Source organism: Alkalicoccobacillus gibsonii (assembly GCF_016798245.1).
Lineage (GTDB): Bacteria > Bacillota > Bacilli > Bacillales > Bacillaceae_D > Alkalicoccobacillus > Alkalicoccobacillus gibsonii.
This window is the reverse complement of the sequence record NZ_JAEUZA010000001.1, coordinates 614,156-636,103: the sequence shown is the minus strand read 5'-3', so window position 1 is coordinate 636,103 and position 21,948 is coordinate 614,156. Positions and strand designations below refer to the sequence as shown.

Annotated in this window: 23 protein-coding genes; 5 read left to right on the top strand and 18 right to left on the bottom strand. The window is 40.0% G+C overall.

The genetic code is table 11. The annotated features are described in order from the left end of the window. Positions 1-9: 9 nt before the first annotated feature. Genes JNO66_RS03495 through JNO66_RS03480 form a run of 4 tightly spaced genes read right to left on the bottom strand, consistent with a single transcriptional unit; the run spans position 10 to position 3,311 of the window. Positions 10-1,485, bottom strand: a complete 1,476-nt coding sequence (locus tag JNO66_RS03495) for a PH domain-containing protein (RefSeq protein WP_203086807.1) — start codon at positions 1,483-1,485, stop codon at positions 10-12. Then, the gene (locus tag JNO66_RS03490) at positions 1,478-1,954 is read right to left on the bottom strand and encodes a PH domain-containing protein (protein ID WP_203086806.1); all 477 of its coding nucleotides are present in this window, start codon (positions 1,952-1,954) and stop codon (positions 1,478-1,480) included. Before JNO66_RS03490 ends, JNO66_RS03495 begins: the two co-directional genes overlap by 8 nt. After that, on the bottom strand, positions 1,954-2,178 hold the full coding sequence (locus JNO66_RS03485) for a hypothetical protein (protein WP_203086805.1): 225 nt from the start codon (positions 2,176-2,178) through the stop codon (positions 1,954-1,956). Before JNO66_RS03485 ends, JNO66_RS03490 begins: the two co-directional genes overlap by 1 nt. Positions 2,179-2,189: 11 nt before the next feature. Continuing rightward, entirely contained in the window at positions 2,190-3,311 is a 1,122-nt protein-coding gene (locus tag JNO66_RS03480) for a conserved virulence factor C family protein (RefSeq protein ID WP_203086804.1), read from the bottom strand. Between the two features lie 143 nt (positions 3,312-3,454). Here JNO66_RS03480 and JNO66_RS03475 point away from each other — a divergent pair, with 143 nt between their 5' ends. Beyond that, on the top strand, positions 3,455-4,177 hold the full coding sequence (locus JNO66_RS03475; protein ID WP_203086803.1) for a metallophosphoesterase family protein: 723 nt from the start codon (positions 3,455-3,457) through the stop codon (positions 4,175-4,177). Positions 4,178-4,291: 114 nt separating this feature from the next. On the opposite strand, the gene JNO66_RS03470 is transcribed toward JNO66_RS03475, so the two are convergent. The 6 genes from JNO66_RS03470 to ilvA all read right to left on the bottom strand — a co-directional run bounded on the left by JNO66_RS03470 (position 4,292) and on the right by ilvA (position 8,615). Beyond that, positions 4,292-4,711, bottom strand: a complete 420-nt coding sequence (locus tag JNO66_RS03470; RefSeq protein WP_203086802.1) for a TlpA disulfide reductase family protein — start codon at positions 4,709-4,711, stop codon at positions 4,292-4,294. A 2-nt stretch (positions 4,712-4,713) separates the two neighbouring features. After that, positions 4,714-5,154 (bottom strand): BrxA/BrxB family bacilliredoxin, encoded by a 441-nt coding sequence (locus JNO66_RS03465; RefSeq protein WP_203086801.1) that lies wholly within the window; start codon positions 5,152-5,154, stop codon positions 4,714-4,716. Positions 5,155-5,168: 14 nt separating this feature from the next. Beyond that, the gene (locus JNO66_RS03460) at positions 5,169-5,498 is read right to left on the bottom strand and encodes a thioredoxin family protein (protein ID WP_203086800.1); all 330 of its coding nucleotides are present in this window, start codon (positions 5,496-5,498) and stop codon (positions 5,169-5,171) included. A 28-nt stretch (positions 5,499-5,526) separates the two neighbouring features. Further along, entirely contained in the window at positions 5,527-6,453 is a 927-nt protein-coding gene (rnz, locus tag JNO66_RS03455; protein ID WP_203086799.1) for a ribonuclease Z, read from the bottom strand. Between the two features lie 25 nt (positions 6,454-6,478). Continuing rightward, the gene (locus tag JNO66_RS03450; RefSeq protein ID WP_203086798.1) at positions 6,479-7,003 is read right to left on the bottom strand and encodes a type 1 glutamine amidotransferase domain-containing protein; all 525 of its coding nucleotides are present in this window, start codon (positions 7,001-7,003) and stop codon (positions 6,479-6,481) included. A gap of 364 nt (positions 7,004-7,367) precedes the next feature. Further along, positions 7,368-8,615: a threonine ammonia-lyase IlvA gene (gene ilvA, locus JNO66_RS03445; RefSeq protein WP_203086797.1), complete on the bottom strand. Its 1,248-nt coding sequence runs from the start codon at positions 8,613-8,615 to the stop codon at positions 7,368-7,370. A gap of 222 nt (positions 8,616-8,837) precedes the next feature. On the opposite strand from ilvA, the gene JNO66_RS03440 reads away from it, so the two are divergent. After that, on the top strand, positions 8,838-9,029 hold the full coding sequence (locus tag JNO66_RS03440; RefSeq protein ID WP_373367149.1) for a hypothetical protein: 192 nt from the start codon (positions 8,838-8,840) through the stop codon (positions 9,027-9,029). Between the two features lie 51 nt (positions 9,030-9,080). Here the strand turns inward: JNO66_RS03440 and JNO66_RS03435 are convergent, their stop codons facing one another. After that, complete coding sequence (locus tag JNO66_RS03435) at positions 9,081-9,446, bottom strand: YppE family protein (RefSeq protein ID WP_246483154.1); 366 nt, start codon at positions 9,444-9,446, stop codon at positions 9,081-9,083. Positions 9,447-9,488: 42 nt separating this feature from the next. Next, positions 9,489-10,025 carry a chromosome-anchoring protein RacA gene (racA, locus tag JNO66_RS03430; RefSeq protein ID WP_203086796.1) on the bottom strand — a complete coding sequence of 179 codons (537 nt, stop codon included), beginning with the start codon at positions 10,023-10,025 and terminating at the stop codon, positions 9,489-9,491. A gap of 210 nt (positions 10,026-10,235) precedes the next feature. On the opposite strand from racA, the gene JNO66_RS03425 reads away from it, so the two are divergent. Further along, entirely contained in the window at positions 10,236-10,349 is a 114-nt protein-coding gene (locus JNO66_RS03425; protein ID WP_210340756.1) for a spore protein, read from the top strand. 52 nt (positions 10,350-10,401) lie between these two features. Here the strand turns inward: JNO66_RS03425 and JNO66_RS03420 are convergent, their stop codons facing one another. Beyond that, entirely contained in the window at positions 10,402-11,361 is a 960-nt protein-coding gene (locus JNO66_RS03420) for a DUF2515 family protein (RefSeq protein WP_203086795.1), read from the bottom strand. A 159-nt stretch (positions 11,362-11,520) separates the two neighbouring features. On the opposite strand from JNO66_RS03420, the gene recU reads away from it, so the two are divergent. Next, complete coding sequence (gene recU / locus JNO66_RS03415) at positions 11,521-12,123, top strand: Holliday junction resolvase RecU (RefSeq protein ID WP_203086794.1); 603 nt, start codon at positions 11,521-11,523, stop codon at positions 12,121-12,123. Positions 12,124-12,153: 30 nt separating this feature from the next. Continuing rightward, a complete protein-coding gene (locus tag JNO66_RS03410) occupies positions 12,154-14,970 on the top strand; it encodes a PBP1A family penicillin-binding protein (protein WP_203086793.1) in 2,817 nt (938 codons plus the stop codon). Positions 14,971-15,040: 70 nt separating this feature from the next. Here the strand turns inward: JNO66_RS03410 and JNO66_RS03405 are convergent, their stop codons facing one another. The 5 genes from JNO66_RS03405 to asnS all read right to left on the bottom strand — a co-directional run bounded on the left by JNO66_RS03405 (position 15,041) and on the right by asnS (position 21,911). Next, positions 15,041-18,613: a dynamin family protein gene (locus tag JNO66_RS03405; RefSeq protein ID WP_203086792.1), complete on the bottom strand. Its 3,573-nt coding sequence runs from the start codon at positions 18,611-18,613 to the stop codon at positions 15,041-15,043. A gap of 17 nt (positions 18,614-18,630) precedes the next feature. After that, positions 18,631-19,017, bottom strand: coding sequence for a YpoC family protein (locus JNO66_RS03400; RefSeq protein ID WP_210340755.1), 387 nt, complete (start codon positions 19,015-19,017; stop codon positions 18,631-18,633). A gap of 113 nt (positions 19,018-19,130) precedes the next feature. Then, on the bottom strand, positions 19,131-19,790 hold the full coding sequence (gene nth / locus JNO66_RS03395) for an endonuclease III (RefSeq protein ID WP_203086790.1): 660 nt from the start codon (positions 19,788-19,790) through the stop codon (positions 19,131-19,133). A 16-nt stretch (positions 19,791-19,806) separates the two neighbouring features. Further along, positions 19,807-20,508: a DnaD domain-containing protein gene (locus JNO66_RS03390; protein WP_203086789.1), complete on the bottom strand. Its 702-nt coding sequence runs from the start codon at positions 20,506-20,508 to the stop codon at positions 19,807-19,809. 110 nt (positions 20,509-20,618) lie between these two features. Continuing rightward, positions 20,619-21,911 (bottom strand): asparagine--tRNA ligase, encoded by a 1,293-nt coding sequence (gene asnS, locus JNO66_RS03385; protein WP_203086788.1) that lies wholly within the window; start codon positions 21,909-21,911, stop codon positions 20,619-20,621. Between the last annotated feature and the right edge of the window lie 37 nt (positions 21,912-21,948).

The window sequence follows — 21,948 nt, the reverse complement described above, 5'->3', positions numbered from 1 at the left end:
AGGATGAGCCTAGTGCTCATCCTTTTTGGTTGAATAAGAATACCAATCAAGCAGTTGATCTGCTTGTGAATGGGTCATGTTACCTAAATTAAACGATTTTCCTGACAAACTTGATTGGACAGTAACTTGAAATGTAGACAGGCCTTGAAGTTTCTGTATCACGGACACTCGTTTCTCAGCTGATTGCACTTTCCACCTTGGTGCAATCACTTCAATTAAACTGATTTCGCGATACCTTAGCCACATATAATCAGCACCTGCACCTGATCCACCTGCTTTATATGTAAGCCAAGCAAATGGTATGGTGATTCCTAGCAAAAGCAGCCCAAATAATCCATAAGGAAAGAAAAAATAAGAAACGATTCCAGTGACAACTGCTGGTACAATGAACGCTTGAATCATCATCTTCCATAGCGCTCGAATCGGTAGCGGATGATACACACGTTCAAATGAATAGTCTGGTAAAATATCTGCCAGAATTTCTTGAAGCTCAGAGGCTTTGAGTAATGGAATGAGTAATGTGGATGCTTGTTCATCCTTAGATCCTCCGCCTGCACTTTCAACATAGACAGACACAAAACCAAGTGGCTGGCGCAAGAGGTTACGTACAAGTCGCACACTTGTAATTCGATTGACTTGTAACGTCAATTGGCGCTTCTCAAGTAGTCCTCTTGTAATAACAAGTTCTGTACCATAATGCTCAATCTGAAATCCACCATACTTTATAATCGTAATTACACTGGATATGGCCCAAGAGACAAGCAAACCCAAAAAAACAATACCTGTAATGGCTAAGATGGTTGATAACCCTGCACTAGTCACAAATCCAAACGATTCATCTAACCATACATTCGGAATGAATTGATAAAATTGAGTGAATAACGCACCTACTGCCGAGAAAATTAGTCCGACCCCACTCGATGTTAGAGCTGCCGCAATGAGCCTTTCCGTCCCTAATTTCCAGGTGAGTTCGGGACCTGCTACTTCCGTCTGTTTCTCTTCCGTTTCTTCAGAACCTTCAAGCTCATCGTTTGAATGTAAGCGACTTGTCGCTTTACCTAACAATTCTTTTCGAATCACTTCTGCTTCTTCTCTTGTAATAGCGCTTAAGTGAGCCTCTGCTTCAGACGTTCCTCCAGCTGTTTCAATATCCACGCCAACCATTCCAAATACTCGTTGCAGAACGCCTGCTTTCACATCGATACTTTGGACGCGCTGCCGTTGAATATAACGTTTCTTTTTTACAAAAATTCCTTTTTGAATGTAGAGTTCTCCGTTTTCTAACTTATAATAGAACGTTACCCAACTTAAAAAAGAGCTCAGTAATGAAAAGGCTATAATAGCGATCCAGACATACTTTAAAAAAGGGTTTGAATTTGCAAATCCTATTACAACTGTTCCAATGATCGGTATGATCGAGCTTTTCGCTGCGGCGAGAAAAGAAATAAGCATCGCTGAAGGATGAAGTCGCTTTACGTTATTCATCGATTGCCACCGCCGCTAACCGCGCAATTTGGTCACGTAATTGATCAGCTTCTTCGATTGGCAGTACAGGAATACGATGCGTTGTCGCTGCGGTCTGAATTTCTACAGAAGCCATCTTATAGCGTCTCAAAATCGGGCCCTGTTCCGTTTCTACATGCTGAATGCGAGTCATCGGAATGAGCGTACGCCTGACAATAAGCACACCTTGTACAATATCAATTTCTTGATCAAGGACTTGATAACGAAATCGTCTCCATTGAATAGGAGGCCAGATAAAGATAAAGGCGATACAATATAGAACTAGAACCGCAATAAGTATCGTCAAAATCCAAACTGGCCAATCTAAATATTGCAAGACCACACCATAAATAATTGGCAAAAGAACGAGAATGATCCCTTCCAAGCTACGTTGAATTCGCCAAATCGTAATGGACTGTTTTGAAAGTCGCTGTGTGGGTTCCTCACGCATTACTCTTCGTCCTCTTCATCATCTGTGACGTAAATCAATTCAACTCCTTGTTCTTTTAACCAGGTAAGTAGCAGTTGATTTAATTCCTGATCGTAAAGCAGTCCAATGGATTCAACGAGCTCCACTTCCTTTAAATGACCAGATTTAGCATCTTCCATCATTTCGATCAGGTCTGTCATTTGTTTCTCTTCAAATTCCTTTAATAGCTTCTCTTCTGTAGACATGTTTCTTCCTCCTATTGATTACGCGCTTCCGTCATTTGTTTCCATACGGAGCCTTTTGCCTCTTCGCCGCCTTCGATTCGCTCCAAGGCCATTTTTGCTTGAAGAGCTACTTCAAATTCAGGGTCAGATTCAGCTTTTTTTAATGCCTCAATTGCTGTTTCATCCCCTTCTTCGTATAAAAACATCGCTGCTCTCCAACGAACAAGCTTACTTTTATCTTGAAGGGACTCGATCATTGCCGGAGTGGCAGCCGGGTCACCTAAATCAGATACACAGTCTCCTGCTGTCCGTCTCACTGTAATCGATGGGTCGTTCAGTGCTTCTACTAAGTAAGGCAAAATCTCTTCCTCTTCTAGCATTCCAATATAAACAACCGCTAATCTGCGAATCGACGCTTTTTCATCTCGCAAAGCTTTTTCAAGTACTGGTAGATCTGATGGCTTTGGATCCATTTGGTCAAGCGCAGCATAGCGTTCGCGCCAATCTTCTACATCCAGCATCTCAAGTGTTACTTTATAACGGTCTAAAAAGGCTGTTGACCCAGCTTCATCAGTTGATGTCGCTTGCTTAACGAGTGCATCTAACCGTTTATCTGAATAAGCAGCAGATACTTCATCTGCAACATCGGTAGCAATGGTTTGTAAGTCACCGTAGCGAACACCATGATCCTGCCATTTTCTCTCCATAACTACATTATCCTCAGGCTTTTGAGCAGTAGCTACTGCCTGTGCAAAACGATCAGGTAGTCCTTGTCTTACTTCTTGTTCTCCATCCGTTAATTTAATTTGCATCGGAATTCCTTTAAACAATTGAAGTTGGACTGTTACTTCACCAAACCCATCAAGTGAAGCTTGTTGATCGGAATCAGCTTTTCCCTCTTCTCCGAAAACTTCTCGCACTTTAGGTAAGATCGTTTTCCAATCAACTTTTGGGTGACGATCAATCGCAAGGAAATCAGCGACATGATAGACAGATTTTACCCCTTCTATTTTAAACATTTCTTTAATGACCTCAGGTGCATCCTCGTAATTTGATTTGTTGTATGTATTTTTTGACCCACCCTTCAAATGCTCACTTACAATTAACTTCATCGTATTTGGACTAGGTGTTGGTTCGATTGAAATAATTTTCATGATTGCTTCCTCCTTCTACACGCTATACAGCCTGATTTTAACATATTTTGTTGAGATGGAACAATGAAGCCCCTTAGGCTACAGGTTTGTACACGCTTTTTTTTGGAAACTCTGTTACACTATAAAAAAAAGGAGGTAATACAATGAGACTTGCTTTTTTATCAGATATTCATGGAAACGCGACCGCGCTTGAGGCCGTTTTAAATGAATTGAATCAACAAGAAATTGATAAGATCTACATACTGGGTGACCTCTGCTTTAGAGGACCAGAGCCCAAACGCGTTCTTGAATTAATCCAAGGATTAAACAATGCAGAAGTGATCAAAGGAAACGCCGATGAATGGTTAACAGATGGATTCCGCGATGGCGATTTCCCTGAGGAAGTTAAAGAACTATTAAACGAAGAACGAAACTGGACATTACAGCGTTTGTCCGAAGAAGATCTCACATACTTAAAGAACCTTCCTATAGAGCTAGTTCTAGATGAACTTGATTCGATCATTCATGCATTTCATGCTACACCTTCGAGTTTATACGATGTGGTAAATGTCGATGACACTGAAGCTATTGAAAATGAGATCATGCAAAAAGACGAAGCTGATATTTATATCTATGGACATACGCATATTCCTTATGTTCGTTCATTACATGGAAAAAGTGTTGTTAATACAGGTAGTGTTGGCCTTCCATTTGACGGTCATCCACTTGCATCGTACCTTGTTGTAGATGTAGAGGAAGGTAGGCATCGCTTTCATTTAAACCGCGTTCCTTATAACCGCGAGCATGTTGTTGAGCTTTATCGCCAAAGTGCTTACCCTAACTTAAAGCAGCTTGGTACAGTCATCTTTTATGGGGTACGTCCATAAATCTCGCTTATTTAAGGACAAGCCTTTGAGCTCGAGCTAATCCAATTGATTAAGAAAACACAAACGGCAAATGATTCAATGAATTGAATCATTTGCCGCTTTTTTAATGGTTTTTTATTTAAGTAAGGTAGCAAGTCCATTTGTTACATCTTGAAATGTCGCTTGTTCTCCTAAAGTAGCTATAATTTGGCCACTTGCATCGATAAGTACTGTTGTTGGAACACCTGCACATTCAAATTGATCATAAACGATTCGTCCATCATCAAGCAAAACGGGAAATGTGTATCCCTGCTCCTTCACAAAATCACCTACATGTTCAATTCGTTCTCTTCCTGTTACATTAATCATAAGCATCTCAAGTTTAGAATGATCCATTGATTGATAAAGTCTTTGCTTAAGAGCAAGATCCACTCTTGAATCTGGACACCAGCTTGTCCAAAACGTCAGCATGACGGACTTGCCCAAGTAGGATGATAATGAGTATTCCTCATTTGTTAACGCGTGTTTTAATGAAAAGGTTGGAGCTTGCTTCATGATTAAGCCTCTTGACAATGCTCATTATAAGCAAGGGCTAAATTACGAATAATTGTTTCAGGCTCCTGTCCTTCAATCTGTTCTCTAGGAATGAAGTGAACTAATTCTTTCCCTTTAAGTAAAGCCATAGATGGCGACGAAGGTGGAACATCTGTTAGGTAAGAGCGCATTTTTGCAGTTGCCTCTCGATCTTGTCCAGCAAATACTGTAACCAAGTGATCCGGTGTATGATCGTGTAAAAGGGATGTGACGGCAGATGGACGCGCTAGTCCTGCTGCACACCCACAAACTGAGTTAATTACAACAAGTGTTGTACCTTCCGCTTTCTCCATATACGATTCAACATCTTCGTCTGTAAGAAGCTCTTTAAATCCATTTTCCGTTAGTTCTTTTCTCATTGGTATAACGACTTGTTTCATATATTCATCATAATGCATCGACATGCTGTCACTCTCCTTTAATTATTAGTTGTTTGTATTAAAATATAGGGCTTAAGCATGTTGTATACATCCGCAATGGATGGGAACGAATATTGCCTCTTTACGCCAAGCCCCTTCTGAAATACAAGCAAGCAAGGAACGCTCTTAATCTGCCACATTTGTGCAAAAGCGGGATATTGATTAATATTAAGTTGGTTGATTGTCAGCTGTTCATATGATTCTTCAAGAATTTGAAGCATATTTGACACGTACTTACATGTTCCGCATAAAGGCGTTTGAATGAATACAATGACATCTTCTTTGCTCTCAATGCAGCGTGTGATTTCTTCTATACTACGTTCAATCATTCTTATTCCTCCTACAAGCTTACATTCATCACCTGTGGATTCGTTCTAAATGGAATATGGATAAGTCAGTTGCAATCCATGTTTGTTTAAAACTAGTGATAGCTTCTTCAGTAAATGCTTCTTCTTCGTTTAAATAACGGGAACTAATATGCGTTAAAATCAGTTGACGTATATTCGAACGAGTTGCCACACTAGCCGCATCTTGAATCGTGGAATGCCCAAATTCATGTGCGTTCTCCTCTAATCCACTTCGAAAGGTAGCTTCATGTACTAACACATCAGCATCGTTTGCAAATTCCACCATAGCATCCGTTGGTTGCGTATCTCCTGCAATAACAACGACCCGACCTTTACGTGTAGGTCCAATAAATTCAGTCCCATCAATCGAGCGACCATCTTCAAGCATAACCGTTTGGCCAAGTTTAATCTTTTGATAGATAGGACCTGGTGGAACCTGTAACGCTTGCAGCTTACCTACGTCCAACTCACCAGCTTTATCTTTCTCTTCAATTCGAAAACCATAGCTTTCAATCGTATGCTTCAATCCACAAACTGAAACTGTTGCAAACCCCGCATCAATTGTTTGGCCATCATATATTTCAATGATGTCTAGATCATATCTGAGATACGTACCTGATACGGTTAAAGCGGTTTTAATAAATGACTCAAGGCCAGCAGGACCGTATACAGTTAAAGGACTTGTAGCACCTTGAAAGGAACGTGTTCCAAGAAAACCAGGCAGTCCGTAAATATGATCACCATGCAAATGAGTGATAAAGACTCGATCAATTTTTGAAGGTGAGATGGCTGACTTCATCATTTGATGCTGTGTCGCTTCTCCACAATCAAATAACCATTGAACGCCTTTTTCCTGCAAAAAACGAATCGCTAAACTACTTACATTTCGTTGGAGCGAGGGAACCCCCGCTCCGGTACCAAGAAAATGAAACTCCATGATCCGTATTCTCCACTTTCATTTATTAATTTTTTGCTACGTAGTCGGCAAATGCTTTCGCATAAGGCGGTAAATCAGGCGGGCGACGACTTGAGATTAGATGGCCATCAATAACAACTGCCTCATCAAACCATGTGGCTCCTGCATTTTCCATATCATCCTTAATCCCAGGTGTGCTTGTCACCTTTCTACCCTTCAAGATACCGGCAGAAATTAGAACCCAACCTGCATGACAGATTTGACCAATGGCTTTTTGGTCTTGATCCATTTCTCGGACAATTTGAAGTAATTTAGGAAACCGTCTTAACTTATCTGGCGCCCAGCCACCTGGCACGAGGATCGCATCATAATTTGCTGCCTCCACTTGATCATATGAGAACTTAGTTGTAGCAGGGACACCATATTTTCCTGTATACGTATGATCTGCTTTTTCTCCAACTAAATCAACAGTAGCTCCCTCTTCTTGCAAACGTAAAATGGGGTACCATAATTCCAGGTCTTCAAACTCTTCATCTACAACTGCTACGATCTTTTTGTTTTCTAAACGCATCCTACCAAACTCCTTTGTTGCCGTTTCCTCTCAGTATAGCATGTGTCAAGTTGAACCCCAAATGAAGCCTCTTACCATAAAGAGGCCGGGACATAACTTTAATGTAGATAGCAAAACATGAACGTGCATGATAACCGCTGCAGGAGAATCCCTCCCTTTCCGTGGGTACGGCCTCAGCCACTTCCGCGGAAAATCACCGCTTCAGTGTCTTCACCGCGTACTTTCCCACAGGAGTGTCGGGTTCTCCTTCCGCTCGTCTTACAAAAAAAACAGAAAACACAAATGGCGAATGATTCAATAGTAGAACCATTCACCATTTTCTCGTTGATTTTTAGTGTTGTCTCAGCCTCTTTCATAAACCTATTTAAATTAAAAGGTGAAACAAATTCTCATCCTTATTAATTTCTTGATAGTCAAAATTCTTTTCTTTTAGTCGATCAATTAAACGACCATAATCTTTGTTATAAGCAAGTTCTATACCGATTAGTACCGGTCCATTTGAACGATTATTCTTTTTGGTGTATTCAAAGCGTGTAATATCATCCTCAGGCCCAAGTACCTCTTGTATAAATTCTCGCAAGGCACCTGCTCTTTGTGGAAATTGAATCATGAAGTAATGCTGTAATCCTTCATATATCAATGATCGCTCTCGCATTTCTTCCATTCTTCCAATATCATTATTCCCACCACTAACAACACACACAACGGTTTTCCCTTTAATCTGTTCTCGGTAAAAATCAAGAGCAGCAATAGGCATCGCACCAGCAGGCTCTGCCACAATTGCATTTTGGTTGTATAATTCAAGAATGGTCGTACAGATTTTTCCTTCAGGCACTAAAATAATGTCATCTAGCGTTTCTTTACAAATTTCAAATGCCAAATCGCCCACACGTTTTACCGCGGCACCGTCGACAAATTTATCAATGTGCTCAAGCTCAACTACTTGTCCTTGTTTTAAGGATTCTTTCATTGAGGCTGCACCAAGCGGTTCACAACCAATCATCTTCGTGCTTGGACTAACGCTTTTTATATATGTACTTACCCCACTGATTAATCCTCCACCACCAATGGATGAGAAGATGTAGTCAATTGGACATTCAGTATCATTTAAAATCTCCATCCCCACTGTCCCTTGTCCAGCAATGATTTTCTCTTGGTTAAATGGATGGATAAAAGACATGTCATGTTCCTCGCAATAAACCATCGCTTCATTGTAAGAGTCATCAAATGTATCTCCTACTAAAACAACATCAACATATTCTTTGCCAAAAAAGTTTACTTGATCGACCTTTTGTCTTGGCGTGGTGGTTGGCATAAAGATCGTTCCTTTAATCTTTAGAGCCTGGCAGGAATAAGCGACACCCTGTGCATGATTTCCTGCGCTTGCACAAACAACTCCCTTGCTTAATTCGTCATGTGACAAGCTGGAAATTTGATAGAAAGCGCCTCTAATTTTAAAAGATCGCACAACTTGTAAATCTTCTCGCTTAAGGTACACATTACAGTTATACCGTTCTGATAGAACCTGATCTAACTGTAAGGGTGTATGCGTCACAACATCTTTAATACGTTGATGCGCAATCATGATATCTTCTAGATGAACGGAACTCATGTTATAAATCCTTTCTTCGCTTGCCCGTAAAGTTACTGACAGTGACTGGTCTAATTTTTCACGCGATTCATTTAAATATGACTATTTTAACACACTAATAAGGGTTTGATAAGTAACAGTCTGATAGTTTGTATAACTTATTAAATTAGCTTGAATTCTCATTGCTTTACAGATCATTCTTTTTATATACTATGAAGAGACAAAGAAATGGAGGGATAAGGTGTGCGGATGAAAACGATCTGGATGGCATGTGTTGCACTTCTACTTACACTCATACCAATGAAAGCGGTTAACGCTGTATCAGAAGCAGCTGCTGAAGCTGAAACAATGGGCACATTTGTAACTGTACTCGCAATACTCTCTTTTGCTACACTTGCACTTATGATGTTTTACTGTGTTCGAGATAATGGATAATGATGATAAAAAACGCGTACACTCCATCACTTGGAATGTGCGCGTCTTTTTTTATAGTAGTTCTTGTACTTGTTTTAATACGTATTCTACAGCTTTAAACGTTTCAATTTGTTTTTTTCGGCTTGTTTCCGGATAAAACGATTTAATGGCAACCACTTCAAAGTTATCAACCGTTTGTGTCAGCTGGTTTTCATGAAGATCTTTTGGTTCTTTTTCTTGCACCCGTTTTATTGCAAGGGGTAACCATTGCTCTGTTTTTTCTGTCACTTCATCAGCAAAAGGTTTAACCATTCCAAAAAAGTCAACCGAATAGGACTCCGTTCTCACTTCATTAAGATAAAGAGCCTCTGCAAATTGATTCATTTCAAGTAAGCGTTGGTTAAGTTCAGTTAAATGTTTTAATGTATGATCGTCCAATATGATCCCTCCAGCTACAAGTGTAGCAAAGGAACTCGTTTTCTAAAAGGAAAAGAAATGAAGGAACGTTTTCCATCCTTTTCTGCTTGTCCCCCCGGATGCCATAGGTAGTGTGTCTTCCTCATTCGATTGCTTCGCTTCCATACGAATGAGGCGGTTCTCAAGTCGCTTGAGCATGGCTGACATTTCATCAATTTCTGAGCGATGCTTTAATAGTTGATAACTAACAACCTCATCCGCTTTTTGTGTCAGCTTCTGCTCAATGTCTTGAATATGCGTCATCATTTCCTGCAATTTTTCTTCGTATTCAGCAGACGGGACAGCACGTTTGACCGGGCGATGAGATTCTGAATCAGATTTCAACTGACTAACATCAATCTGAATGTCTTTCATTTTTTTTCCTGCTTTTAATTCTTGATTAATCCCACTTAGTACAGAGACTTGTTCCTCAGTATAAAAATAGTGGCCGAGTTCATTCTGTTCACACGGAATGTTAAAAAACTTTGTCCACCGTTGCACAGTTGTAGGGTTCACACCTAATCTCTCTGAAATATCCTTCGTTTTAATGTATCCGTCCATCTGCCTTCCTCCTTTTAAATTCACGATCTAGCCGATCATCGGCACTTGTCCTCTTCATTCTCTCTCTCCCTTCCTTAAACCTTCCTGACTGACAAAACTAGTTTTCATTCGGCAAACATAGTAGATCTCATGTTTCATTCGACTTTTTCTACATGTTTTACATGTCGCTTGCCATACTAACGATATGTTAATGAAAGGAGAGATGTAATCGTGAAATCAAAACAAAATACGACTAGACCAACGGACAAGCAAGAGAAAAACACTGCAAACCGCGCCTCTATAACAGACAAAAAGCTTGGCGGACCAAATAAACCGGCTGAGTAGTTGTAAAACAAGCCACTTCATCTATCGAATGTGGCTTGTTTCTTTTCATTTTTTAGATCATCCACTTTTTAAGCGTCTTTGCTAGATAAATCATCATCCATTTATGCTGAACCCATTGGTCTCTAGTAACTGGCTTCCATGGCTTTACAGGTTTAAAGTAACTCGCAACATTTGTATGCTTAGCTGACCAGTCTTTTCTTTTCATTAATTGATGAGTAACCACTGGATATACAAGGCGCAATGGAAAACTTTCTACACGAGGAGACCAGCTCATTAGCTTATCATAATCGTGTCTTGAGCCTGTATGCGGATGGTGAATCATAAATGAACGAATGGATGGATACGTATCTGGATGAAACAATATAAAGGCTAATTGTTTTCCTAGATTGATGCGATTTGAAACCTTCTGAAAGGGTCGAACGTACAATGTATATAGACACCCATCTATACTTGGTAATAACACATAACTAAGATGTGTATGCTGTTCCAAATGGAAGAAAGGTTTTTTTGAAATGACTTGCTTGAATAAAGGCTTTTGCAGCACCGCTTCTTCAAGAACAAATTGTTCATTAATAATCAATGCTGTACACAATCTCTCTTCGCTATGCTTTTCCCAAAACGTTTTCCATTCATTAATGATAAAGCTCGATACTCCAAATTCCTTTAATAAATAAAAAAGTGGTCTGCCCTGCCTTTTTGATTGTTCGTAGATCATTAACTGTGGACAAGCATCTTGAAAAATCGTCCAATTGCTTGCCTCGTAGATAGCAAACAGCTTATGACGATCTTCTTCATTTAAAAGAGTACGGAACCATTCGTTTGCTAAATCCGTCATGTTCCAGCCTGCGTTCCTTGAAACAATACCCGCAAGGAGCGCCCATCTAATCTCAGGGTTCTGATCATAGTAGCGTTCATAATAGCTTGTCCGTGTAAGATTATCCATGTTAAAGATCTTCAGTTGTTTATGAATCGTTTCAAGAATTGAAGATTGTCGCTGTGGTTGATCATTCAATGTGTATTCTCTCCATTTCTTAATTTTTCACGAACTTATGTTTTCATTACACACACTTCGCTTTTGAATGTGGTATGATACGGTTTGAGCCTTTTTGGCATAGGTTCTACGCTTTTAGGTGAAAACATACTATAGATGCTTGGGAAGGGTGATTACGGCATGGCAATCCGTTACCCAAATGGAAAGAAATTTGTAACTAGTCAAACGAAATTAACGAAACCTAAGAATGCTAATCGAATTAATACATACAGTAACCGCGGCATGACACTAGAAGATGATATTAATCAGTCAAATGCCTTTTATGTAGAATCTGGTATCGCTGTTATTCATAAGAAACCTACCCCTGTTCAAATCGTCGATGTACATTATCCTAAACGAAGTGCTGCAGTCATTAAGGAGGCTTACTTTAAACAAGCGTCTACAACCGATTACAATGGCGTATATAACGGGCATTACATTGATTTTGAAGCAAAGGAAACGAAAAATAAAACGTCCTTCCCTCTTCAGAATTTTCACCTGCATCAAATTACTCATATGAAGCAAGTTCTCGCACAAAAAGGTATTTGTTTTGTTTTATTACGTTTTTCACACACTGATGAAGTGTACTTAGTGGATGCGATACATTTAATTACTCGATATGAAGATCAAATAAATCGTAAATCGATTCCCAAGCAGGAGATTGAGTCGTTAGGCACGAAGGTCCCTCTCGGCATAGCTCCCCGTCTTGATTATCTGCGTATCGTACGAGAGGTTTACTTTTAAATACTTAACAAATGAAAGGAAGAACCATTTATGTCTGATCAAAATACAAGACAGGGTCGCAGGCAGGCTCGAATGCAAGAGTCTGCTAATAATAAAAAGAAGTCTAGCGGTAAACCAAAACGAGGCTTATTTAAGAAAATATTTATGACACTTGTTGTCTTACTAGCTGTTGCAATTATTGCTGGCGGTGTTACGGCTGGCGTCATCATCGCAGGCGCACCTGACCTAGATGAAGAAAAATTAATGCTTGCACAACCCATTCAAATTTATGACCAGGACGATGAGCTTGTCTCACTCCTTGATACCGGGGAACGTCGAATCAACGCATCTTATGATGAATTACCTGACTCCCTTAAGGACGCGATCATTTCAGTTGAGGACATGCGTTTCTACGATCACTTTGGGATTGATTTACGTCGCCTTGCTGGTGCTGTCCGTGCGAATATTACAGAAGGCTTTGGTGCTGAGGGTGCAAGTACGATCACTCAACAATTGGTTAAGAACTTATTTCTAAACCAAGAAAAAGCATTAACTCGTAAAGTACAAGAACAATATTTGGCTATTAAACTTGAACAACAGTATTCAAAAGAACAAATTTTAACGATGTATTTAAATCAGGTTTATCTAGGCCGTGCTGGCTACGGAGTAAAGATTGCAGCAGAATCTTATTTTGATAAACCTCTTGAAGAATTAACGATTGCTGACTCTGCCCTACTTGCTGGAATTCCTCGTCGCCCATCTTATTACGATCCAATTCAAAATCCTGATAATGCAGAATCGAGACGGAATTTAATTATCGGATTAATGGAAGAACAAGGAAAGATTACAGCTGAAGAAGCAGAAGAAGCAAGAAATACACCGATTGAAGATCAAATTAACTATCAAGAAGCGGAAACGACTTCTCCATATGCCGCGTACTATAGTGAAATTTTAAAAGAGCTTGAAGAGAATGATGAGTTTACTGTAAATGATATTTACAATTCAGGATTAAAAGTATACACAAGCCTTGACCAATCTGCTCAAAAGCATGTTGAAAATGTACTTGAAAGCGATGAATACATTACGAACTATCCGGACAACCCAGACTTTCAGGCTGGGGTTACATTGATTGATACAAAAACTGGCCAAATTAAAGCCATTGGTAGTGGACGACAACAATCTGATAACCGGAATGATTTTAACTACGCGACGGATATTACTCGTCAGCCTGGCTCAACAATTAAGCCTATTTTGGATTATGGTCCTGCAATTGAATATCTGCAATGGTCAACTGCTCATATATTAGTGGATGAACCTCACACGTATTCAGATGGGAAAGAATTTGGAAATTACGGTGGAACTTATCGTGGCGCGATGTCAATGCGACAAGCACTTTCAAGTTCACAGAACGTCCCAGCCGTGAAAGCCCTACAAGAAGTTGGCCTTGATCGCGCTGAACCTTTTGCAAAACAATTACTTACTCTAGACAATGACGACTCTTTTACTGAAGCTTATGCTTTAGGTGGATTTAATACTGGAGTCTCAACAAAAGACATGGCTGGTGCATACGCTGCATTTGGTAACGGTGGTACATTTACTGAACCACATACCATTCGCAAAATTGTTTTTGCTGATGACCGTGAGATTAACCTTGAACCTGAATCAGTAAAAGCAATGGAAGATTACACAGCCTACATGATTACCGATATGTTAAAAACTGTTGTTTCTTCAGGAACTGGTCAAATTGCAAACGTCCCTGGTGTTCCGGTTGCTGGTAAAACAGGAACAACAAACTTTACGAAAGATCAAAGAGATAAATATAATATCCCGAGTAGCGGCTCACCTGACTCCTGGTTTGCAGGATATTCCACGAATTATACTGCCGCTGTTTGGACAGGTTTCCGAGATAATAGCAAGGGATATTACATTAATCGTGATAATAACGAAAACCAAATTGCGCAAAATATCTTTAAAGCAGTCATGCAAGACGTTTCAACAGGAATTGAAAACCCTGACTTCGTTAAACCTGATTCGGTTATTGAGCGCCGCGTAGAGCGAGGAACGGAAAAGCTACCTAGCTCTGGCACACCTCAAAGTGAGATTGTCACTGAACTATTCGTTCGTGGTGCTGAGCCGACTCAGGAATCAGAAACATATGAAGAAGAGGAAGAAGAAGAAATTGAAGAGATTCCAAGCCCAACTGGCCTTCAAGCCTCTTACGAAGAAGCAGCTGATCAAATCATTGCTACTTGGAACTACCCAGATTCGGATGTTGATGTAACGTTTGATGTTCAAGTAACAGCCGACGGAGGAAGTGGTCAATCGATTGAAGTGGGTTCTAATCAACAAGCGATCTTCTCAGCTGTTGAACCTGGTACAACGTATCAAATTTCAGTAACAGCTGTATCAACTGAAGACTCAAGCTTACGTAGTAGCCCAGCAACAACAAGTGTAACAGTGGCTGGCACGGAAGAAGATGAGGAAGAGGAAGAAGAGCCGGTTGAAGAAGAACCACCTGAGGAAGAAGATCAGCCTGAGGATACACCGGACGAAAACAATGAAGGTAATCCAGATGAGAACAACGGTGATAACGGAGAAGATGCACCTGAAAATACTCCTGGAGATAATGAAGATGGATCCGGTGGAAACGGGAATGGCAATGGCAATGGCAATGGCAATGGAAACGGAAACGACAATGGTAATGGTAACGGTAACGATAACGGAAATGGCAACAATGGTGGTGGCGATTCCGGAAACGGGAATGGGAACCAAGACGGTGGAGGAAATGATGACACCGGAGGCGGTGAAGATGAAACCCCGTCTGAGCCTGAACCAGATACCCCATCTGATGATGAAACAGATGAGTAATCAATAATAAAATGAAAAACGGTGGATCTCCTTAAAGGAAATTCACCGTTTTTTTGTTATGGTCGAATAACTACAACCCTAGAGATCCGACTGCTTTTGATTGAACCTCTTGATACTCCGCTTCAAGCGAAACAATTTCCTTTTCATTCGTTAAAGCATCTAGTTGGCTTAATTCTCGATCTAATGCTTCTTTTAATAGCTTCTTAATATTGTTTTCCTCTTGTGTAAGGATTAAACCAAGTTGATTTGCTGTTATCTCTTCTTCAGCAAGTAACAGTGTAGAGGCAGCCGCAGAAGCCTCTTTTAATAGCTGTTCTTTGAGATTTCGAATTTGCTGACCCTCGAAAAAAGCTTTATCTGTTGTATAGATCGATACGTATTGTTCTGGGTTCACTTGCAAAGTGAACTCGGGCTTTTTAAAGGATGGATCAAAGTCCTCAAGCGACTCCCCTACATAAAAACTTGGTCGCTTTTGCTGCAATTGTACTTCCCATTCCTTTAACCATTTAGAAGCCGCTTTTGTCATCGCCACAGTAAGACGCATATGAGTCGCATTTGTTTCTTGTTCTAGAAAATAAGAAGCTTCTTGGCTCCATTCTGTGATCATTTGTTTCAGAACCTGTCTTTTTTCTTTACGATTTCGTCCTCGAATAGTTGCAACATTTATATATTCTGAGAATTCATCTCTCAGCCTATACCCTACACGATCTCGTAAATATAAAAATAATTGCATGGCTTCCTGCTTTATTTTATTTTGGATCGATTGCACTGAAGAGTCATCAATCTCTTGTTTCCAGAGTGCAATATCAGTAGCCAGCTTTTGTTTCATTTGAATTTGTTGTGATTTTTCAGAACGAGCAAATTGGATGCTCTCTTTTACTTTCTTAAGATAACGATCTACTTCCTCTTCAAGTAAGCGATAGCTTAAGGATTGTAATTCTTGAACAATTTGCTGGTAAAAATACGCTTCAAATCGAGAAAAGTCAGTCTCCAAATCTGCTTGTTCGAGCTTTGCTTTTAAGCCTTGCTTACTTGATGCGGCATAAAGTCTCGGCTCTTGGATCCCAAGTGTTTGTAATTGAGAAGATACGTGCTGCTTTACACCATTTAACTCACGTTCACTACTTGCTAAATCAGCTGCATTCACAATGAAATACAATTTATCTGTTTGAAAGGATTCATTAATCTTACCCATTTGTTCTAAAAAGAGTTGGTCCGATTTTGAAAAAGCATGATTATAATACGTCACATAAAAAATAGCATCTGATTGTCTTAATTGATTAAACGCTACATTGGTGTGTCGACCGTGGATTGAATTTACACCAGGCGTATCAACTAGAACAAGTCCTTTTTTCGTGAATTCACAATCGTGAAAAACGGTGACGGAATGTAGTAAACTAGCATAGCTCTCATCAGCTACAAGCTCAGCTAACTCATTGTGACTAACGGAAAACATTTCACCTAATGTCCAATTTGTTTGAGCTAAGCTTTTCTTTAGAACGTTCAAATATTCTGCATATGTTTTTTGCCAGCTCGTTAATTGTTTCATATCCATTTGAACCCAACTTGATATCGTTTCAACTGTTAAGTCCACATCAAGTTTTGAGGCAACCATACGTATCTCTTCAGTCAGCTCTTCTCTTGATTTCACTTGAACGGTTGCGGTACCATCTGGATGCTCTGCATCGGATTGCTTAACCGTACTGACCGTGGCTGTTGTCGGGTGAGGTGAAACAGGTAACACAGCGTCCCCTAATATGGCATTTGCGAAACTGGATTTGCCTGCGCTGAACGCACCAAAAAGAGAAATGACAAAGGACTGCTTTTGCGCACGCTCAATCCGCAACCGTAATTGAGTTCTCTCATATTGTAACGCCTTCGTCTGATGATAAGGTGCAATAGCCTCTTTAACGTGCTCCAACCAGCTAGCATCATAGCTAGTGGACGAGACCGTTAACTCCAATGGATCTTCTTCGGATGTTTCTAGCCATTGTGGCCCCTCGTTTACATCAGTCCATACAATCTGCTCCTCAGATTGATCTGGTATTCCAATATTTTTTGCTTCATCGATCTTTCGTTCAAGTAGTCCTGCATCATCGAATTGTGCGGCCTCTTGCTCACACTTTTCAATTAATAGAGCCGTTTCGGCTTTAATTGTATGCACTTTATATGCGAATGTTTCTACTTGTTTAAGACGGCTTAATTCTTTCTCTACTTCGTTTAGCTCATGATGCCAATACTCTTGTTGCTCGTTCGCCATTAGTTCAATTAATTGTCTAGCCCTTTCTCTGACATCGCGCACGATGGCAGCCGTCCGTTCTTTAGTAAATGTATACACATATTCTCTATTTTTTGGACCTGTCTTCACATGGGAGAGAAAGAATTCTGGAGTGATCTCATATGTGAATGACTGGATGGCCTCATCGACCTTATCTTTATGACGAAGTTTTGAGCGATCCACTTCTTCGAACAATTGTTGTAAATGAAAGGTAAGCTGACTATTTACCTTATCCTGAGCTTCTTGGATTAACGCCTCAAGTCGACGCTCCCTCTCCTGCTCCGTTTTCTTTTTAGAAAATAATAGTCCCATTTTAAACGAAGGGTCCATTGCTTCTAACCACTCTCTGACTAGATCGGTTGTCGTAGCAGGAAAGATCGTTACTTGCTTAAATAAAGGCTCCCACTTCGATTCATACTCTTCGATGAATTGTTTATTTGCCGTTTGAAGCCATGCTTTTTGACGGGTCAATTCTTCTTGTCGTTCAAGATCAGATTCTTGAAATCCCTTTTCTTGCATAGCTGAAATGACTACTTCAGTCTCTGCTTCTCCCTCTTCATGGGCCCTAGCAGCCTGACTTAAGTAAAATCCTTGCTTAAGACGAGTAACTGAATGCTCAGCTAACTGTCTACCTTGATATAATATCGATTTAAGCTCACGTTCTAGCTCCGTGAATTGATTAAGCGGATGATTTCTTTTTTTCATTGTTGTGTAAAAAATTCTTGATGTTTGAATCTTCCATTGATCAAAAACCGTTTTAACACTTGTTTGAAAGGTTTCAAATGTAAGCTCCGAGTCATCATGCTTATCTACTTGATTAATCACGATGTAAAGTGGCTTCTTTTCTTGACTTAATTGCTTTAAGAAATATAGGTTTGTTTCAGATTGTACATGATTATAGTCCATCACATATACAATCATATCCATCGAATATAGCGCTTCCATTGTAATCGACTGATGTGTAGGATCTGTAGAGTCTACTCCAGGTGTATCAAATACAGCAGCATCATTCTGAAGAAAAGTAAGAGGAGCGTAGATTGCTACCTCTTCTATAGAGACGCCATCTCTTCCCCATTCGGCTACTTTTTCCCACGGGATATGACCTTCCCACTTTTGCTCATGTGTTTCTCTTGATTTAACGACGACTCCTAAATCACCGTACTGAATCGATATGATATTTGCGCTAGTTGGAATAGGGCTTGTAGGTAATACCGCTGAACCTATAAATTCATTGAGTAGTGTTGATTTCCCAGCTGAAAAATGACCACAAAAAGCTATCTGAAATCGTTTGTTTGATTGTTTCTGTGTAATCACATTAAATCGTTTCTGTTCGCTATCCGTCCACTGAATCTCAGATGTCTGCATTTAAAAGGTAGCCCCTTTCAATTTGTGCTTTTTGCTTCAAGTATTTTTACTCGAGCATATAACTTCTCAAGCTCTTCCATAAATGATTTCATTTGAACAAAACTACGATACCGATGAGGTGCCAGCAAAACAAATTCGATCCGCTCGCGACTGTTTGGCGGTGTATAGGTTAATTCTTTAATGTTGTCTTCAATATGTATAAGTGTAGGCACAAGTTGATGATTAATCCAGAACAGCGCTTCGAGTAGCAAGGCTGTATACTCTGGGGTTACGCTTGCCACCTTCGCTTTATCTTCCTCTTCATGATAAATAGATAGCACGTGATCAAGCTCATACCAACGTGTAAATAATTGCGGAAGATACACGTCCCTACTCCAGGCATGGGCTTGATCACATATGTTCATATCAAAATAGAAAAGAGGCCACTGATTATTTTCACCCCGTTTAAAAGAGTCACAGTTTATCTTTGAATGTTGCTCATAAAACGGAGAACGACAAAATGCTTCAGGAACCTGTGTCATGCTTTGGTTAGCCTCTCTTTCATTCGCTTTTTACCCTCGCGACACTCATCGAGTAATGGACAGGTGGAGCATTTAGGTGATTGGGCTTTGCAATGGTAACGACCAAAAAAGATCATTCGATGATGTGCATCAGACCATACCTCTTCTGGTAGCTTCTTCATCAACGTTTCTTCTACAACTTTTACATTGTCTTTCCAGCGACAGATCCCTAGTCGTTTACTTACGCGTTCCACATGCGTATCCACTGCGATTGCTGGTACACCAAATGCAACGGACGTTACAACATTTGCCGTTTTGCGTCCAACACCTGCGAGTCCAACTAACTCATCTCTTGTTTTCGGGACCTCTCCACCGTATTGATTAATTAATGACTGTGAAAGCTTTTGGATGTTTTTAGCTTTGCTTCGAAATAATCCAATGGATCGGATATCCTTTTCAAGTTCTTCAACAGGTACATTTACGTAATCAGCTGGCGTTTGATATTTCTCAAAGAGGGCCGGTGTCACTCGGTTAACAAGTTCATCAGTACATTGGGCTGATAACACAACCGCAATTAATAATTCAAACGGGTTCTTGTGAACTAATTCGCATTCTGCTTCGGGAAAAAGTTCACCCATCACATCGATGGCATGTATCGTTGCTTTTTTACTTAACATGCAAATGCTTCTCCTTTTATTGCTCCAGCCAGTTGAACCCAGGAACGGAATTGGTTTGAACCACTTCTTTTGCAGGCTTTCTTGTCTGAGTATGATTTCTAAATTTTTCACTATGGGTTCGAGCTTGCTCTGGCGTCCGGATGCCATTTTTCTTCCATTCAAATAGAATACGATCAATGTATCTGAAGTTTAACTTACCGGAAATGACTGCCTCTTTTAGCGCAGCGAAAATTAATTCAGGTTGATGCTTGTCTTGATCAATCCACATTGACAACGTCTCACCTTCAATTGGTGATAAGGGTCTTCCGAATTCTTGTTCTACTTGCTTATATAGCTTACCTTCGAGTTCTATGGACTGATTTTCATTTGTACGTTGATTTTCTGCTTCTAAACACTCAATCAATCTCAGCCATAAAGGCTCCAATGAGTACGTTTCATAAAACATTCCAGATTCGTCTGAGTTCTTCTCAAGTGAAAGCATTTGAGACCGGATTAATTTACTTAATAGCTTTGTACAGTCCTCATGACTAAGTGTCATTCGTTCACTTAACTGCATCGGGGTAACAAACCGTTCCCCTTGATCTAAAAATGATTGTATATGAAGAAGCGCGATAAGCTCCTGTTCGTTTAAACCGAGTACGGTATAGTTTTCAAGTAATAAAGCTGGGATGGTTACTTGCTTTTGCGCCATCCATTTAGCAAACTGATTTTTGTTCATCTTTCAACACCTCACAAGCTATTATAACATGGAGTGGAACGGGCTTGACCATAAACAAAATGAAAAAAAGAGATCGGTAAGAGTTACCACCGACCTCTATGCTTTTCACATTAAGGGTATAAACGATTTAATAAACGAGGGAATGGGATGGTTTCACGAACATGCTCTACCCCTGACAACCAGGCAACTGTACGCTCTAAGCCAAGACCAAAACCAGAATGCGGCACAGACCCATATTTACGAAGATCTAAATACCATTCGTATGTTTCCTCAGATAGGTTATGCTCAGCAATACGCTGTTTCAGTAGATCATAATCATGGATACGTTCAGAACCACCAATGACCTCTCCGTACCCTTCTGGAGCAATTAAATCTGCACATAATACAACATCATCACGATTTGGATCAGGCTGCATATAGAATGGTTTTAACGATGTTGGATAATGTGTGATAAATACAGGCTTATCATAATGCTCAGCGATAGCTGTTTCATGTGGGGAACCAAAATCGTCTCCCCAACTAATATCATCAAAGCCTTTTTCGTGTAAAAGCTTAAGTGCTTCGTCATACGTAATACGTGGGAATGGAGCTTGAATCGCTTCAAGCTTAGATAAATCTCTTCCAAGTGTTTTTAACTCGATTTGATTGTTCTCAAGCACTGAAGCAGCTAAATGAGACACATATCTCTCTTGCCACTCTAGGTTTTCATCAAATTCAACAAAAGCCATCTCCGGCTCGATCATCCAAAACTCTATTAAATGGCGACGCGTTTTAGACTTCTCCGCTCGGAAGGTAGGACCAAATGTAAAAACTCTTCCTAGAGCCATTGCACCTGCTTCTGCATACAATTGACCACTTTGAGACAGATATGCATCCTCATCAAAATACTTTGTCGCGAATAATTCAGATGTCCCCTCAGGAGAGCTTCCTGTTAGGATTGGTGAATCGAGCTTAGAGAAACCATGCTCGTGAAAGAACTCGTATGTTGCGTGTATGATTTGATCACGGATTTTCATCACTGCCTGTTGACGTTTTGAACGCAACCATAAATGGCGGTGATCCATTAAGAAATCCGTTCCATGTTTTTTAGGTGTAATTGGATAATCTTTAGACTCACTTATTACAGTAAATCCTGTAACCGTTAATTCATATCCTGATGGAGATCGTTCCTCCGCACGAACTGTACCCGTAACATACAAAGCGCTTTCTTGTGTTATATTTTTTGCTTGCGCAAATAAATCTTCTCCAACATCAGCTTTAACAACAACGCCTTGAATAAATCCAATTCCGTCACGAAGCTGTAGAAAGGCAATCTTTCCACTTGAACGTTTATTTGCTAACCACGCACCGATAGTTACTTCTTGATCTGCGTACGCTCCAATTTTCGAAATGGTTGTTTTCATTTTATATCCTCCGATATCTAGTTACTTTCTATGTAGG

What these genes read in the sequence shown, in the direction of transcription:
- JNO66_RS03495 (WP_203086807.1), bottom strand. Translation starts at nt 1,485, where the DNA reads ATGAATAACGTAAAGCGACTTCATCCTTCAGCGATGCTTATTTCTTTT.
- JNO66_RS03490 (WP_203086806.1), bottom strand. Translation starts at nt 1,954, where the DNA reads ATGCGTGAGGAACCCACACAGCGACTTTCAAAACAGTCCATTACGATT.
- JNO66_RS03485 (WP_203086805.1), bottom strand. Translation starts at nt 2,178, where the DNA reads ATGTCTACAGAAGAGAAGCTATTAAAGGAATTTGAAGAGAAACAAATG.
- JNO66_RS03480 (WP_203086804.1), bottom strand. Translation starts at nt 3,311, where the DNA reads ATGAAAATTATTTCAATCGAACCAACACCTAGTCCAAATACGATGAAG.
- JNO66_RS03475 (WP_203086803.1), top strand. Translation starts at nt 3,455, where the DNA reads ATGAGACTTGCTTTTTTATCAGATATTCATGGAAACGCGACCGCGCTT.
- JNO66_RS03470 (WP_203086802.1), bottom strand. Translation starts at nt 4,711, where the DNA reads ATGAAGCAAGCTCCAACCTTTTCATTAAAACACGCGTTAACAAATGAG.
- JNO66_RS03465 (WP_203086801.1), bottom strand. Translation starts at nt 5,154, where the DNA reads ATGTCGATGCATTATGATGAATATATGAAACAAGTCGTTATACCAATG.
- JNO66_RS03460 (WP_203086800.1), bottom strand. Translation starts at nt 5,498, where the DNA reads ATGATTGAACGTAGTATAGAAGAAATCACACGCTGCATTGAGAGCAAA.
- rnz (WP_203086799.1), bottom strand. Translation starts at nt 6,453, where the DNA reads ATGGAGTTTCATTTTCTTGGTACCGGAGCGGGGGTTCCCTCGCTCCAA.
- JNO66_RS03450 (WP_203086798.1), bottom strand. Translation starts at nt 7,003, where the DNA reads ATGCGTTTAGAAAACAAAAAGATCGTAGCAGTTGTAGATGAAGAGTTT.
- ilvA (WP_203086797.1), bottom strand. Translation starts at nt 8,615, where the DNA reads ATGAGTTCCGTTCATCTAGAAGATATCATGATTGCGCATCAACGTATT.
- racA (WP_203086796.1), bottom strand. Translation starts at nt 10,025, where the DNA reads ATGGACGGATACATTAAAACGAAGGATATTTCAGAGAGATTAGGTGTG.
- recU (WP_203086794.1), top strand. Translation starts at nt 11,521, where the DNA reads ATGGCAATCCGTTACCCAAATGGAAAGAAATTTGTAACTAGTCAAACG.
- JNO66_RS03410 (WP_203086793.1), top strand. Translation starts at nt 12,154, where the DNA reads ATGTCTGATCAAAATACAAGACAGGGTCGCAGGCAGGCTCGAATGCAA.
- JNO66_RS03405 (WP_203086792.1), bottom strand. Translation starts at nt 18,613, where the DNA reads ATGCAGACATCTGAGATTCAGTGGACGGATAGCGAACAGAAACGATTT.
- JNO66_RS03400 (WP_210340755.1), bottom strand. Translation starts at nt 19,017, where the DNA reads ATGAACATATGTGATCAAGCCCATGCCTGGAGTAGGGACGTGTATCTT.
- nth (WP_203086790.1), bottom strand. Translation starts at nt 19,790, where the DNA reads ATGTTAAGTAAAAAAGCAACGATACATGCCATCGATGTGATGGGTGAA.
- JNO66_RS03390 (WP_203086789.1), bottom strand. Translation starts at nt 20,508, where the DNA reads ATGAACAAAAATCAGTTTGCTAAATGGATGGCGCAAAAGCAAGTAACC.
- asnS (WP_203086788.1), bottom strand. Translation starts at nt 21,911, where the DNA reads ATGAAAACAACCATTTCGAAAATTGGAGCGTACGCAGATCAAGAAGTA.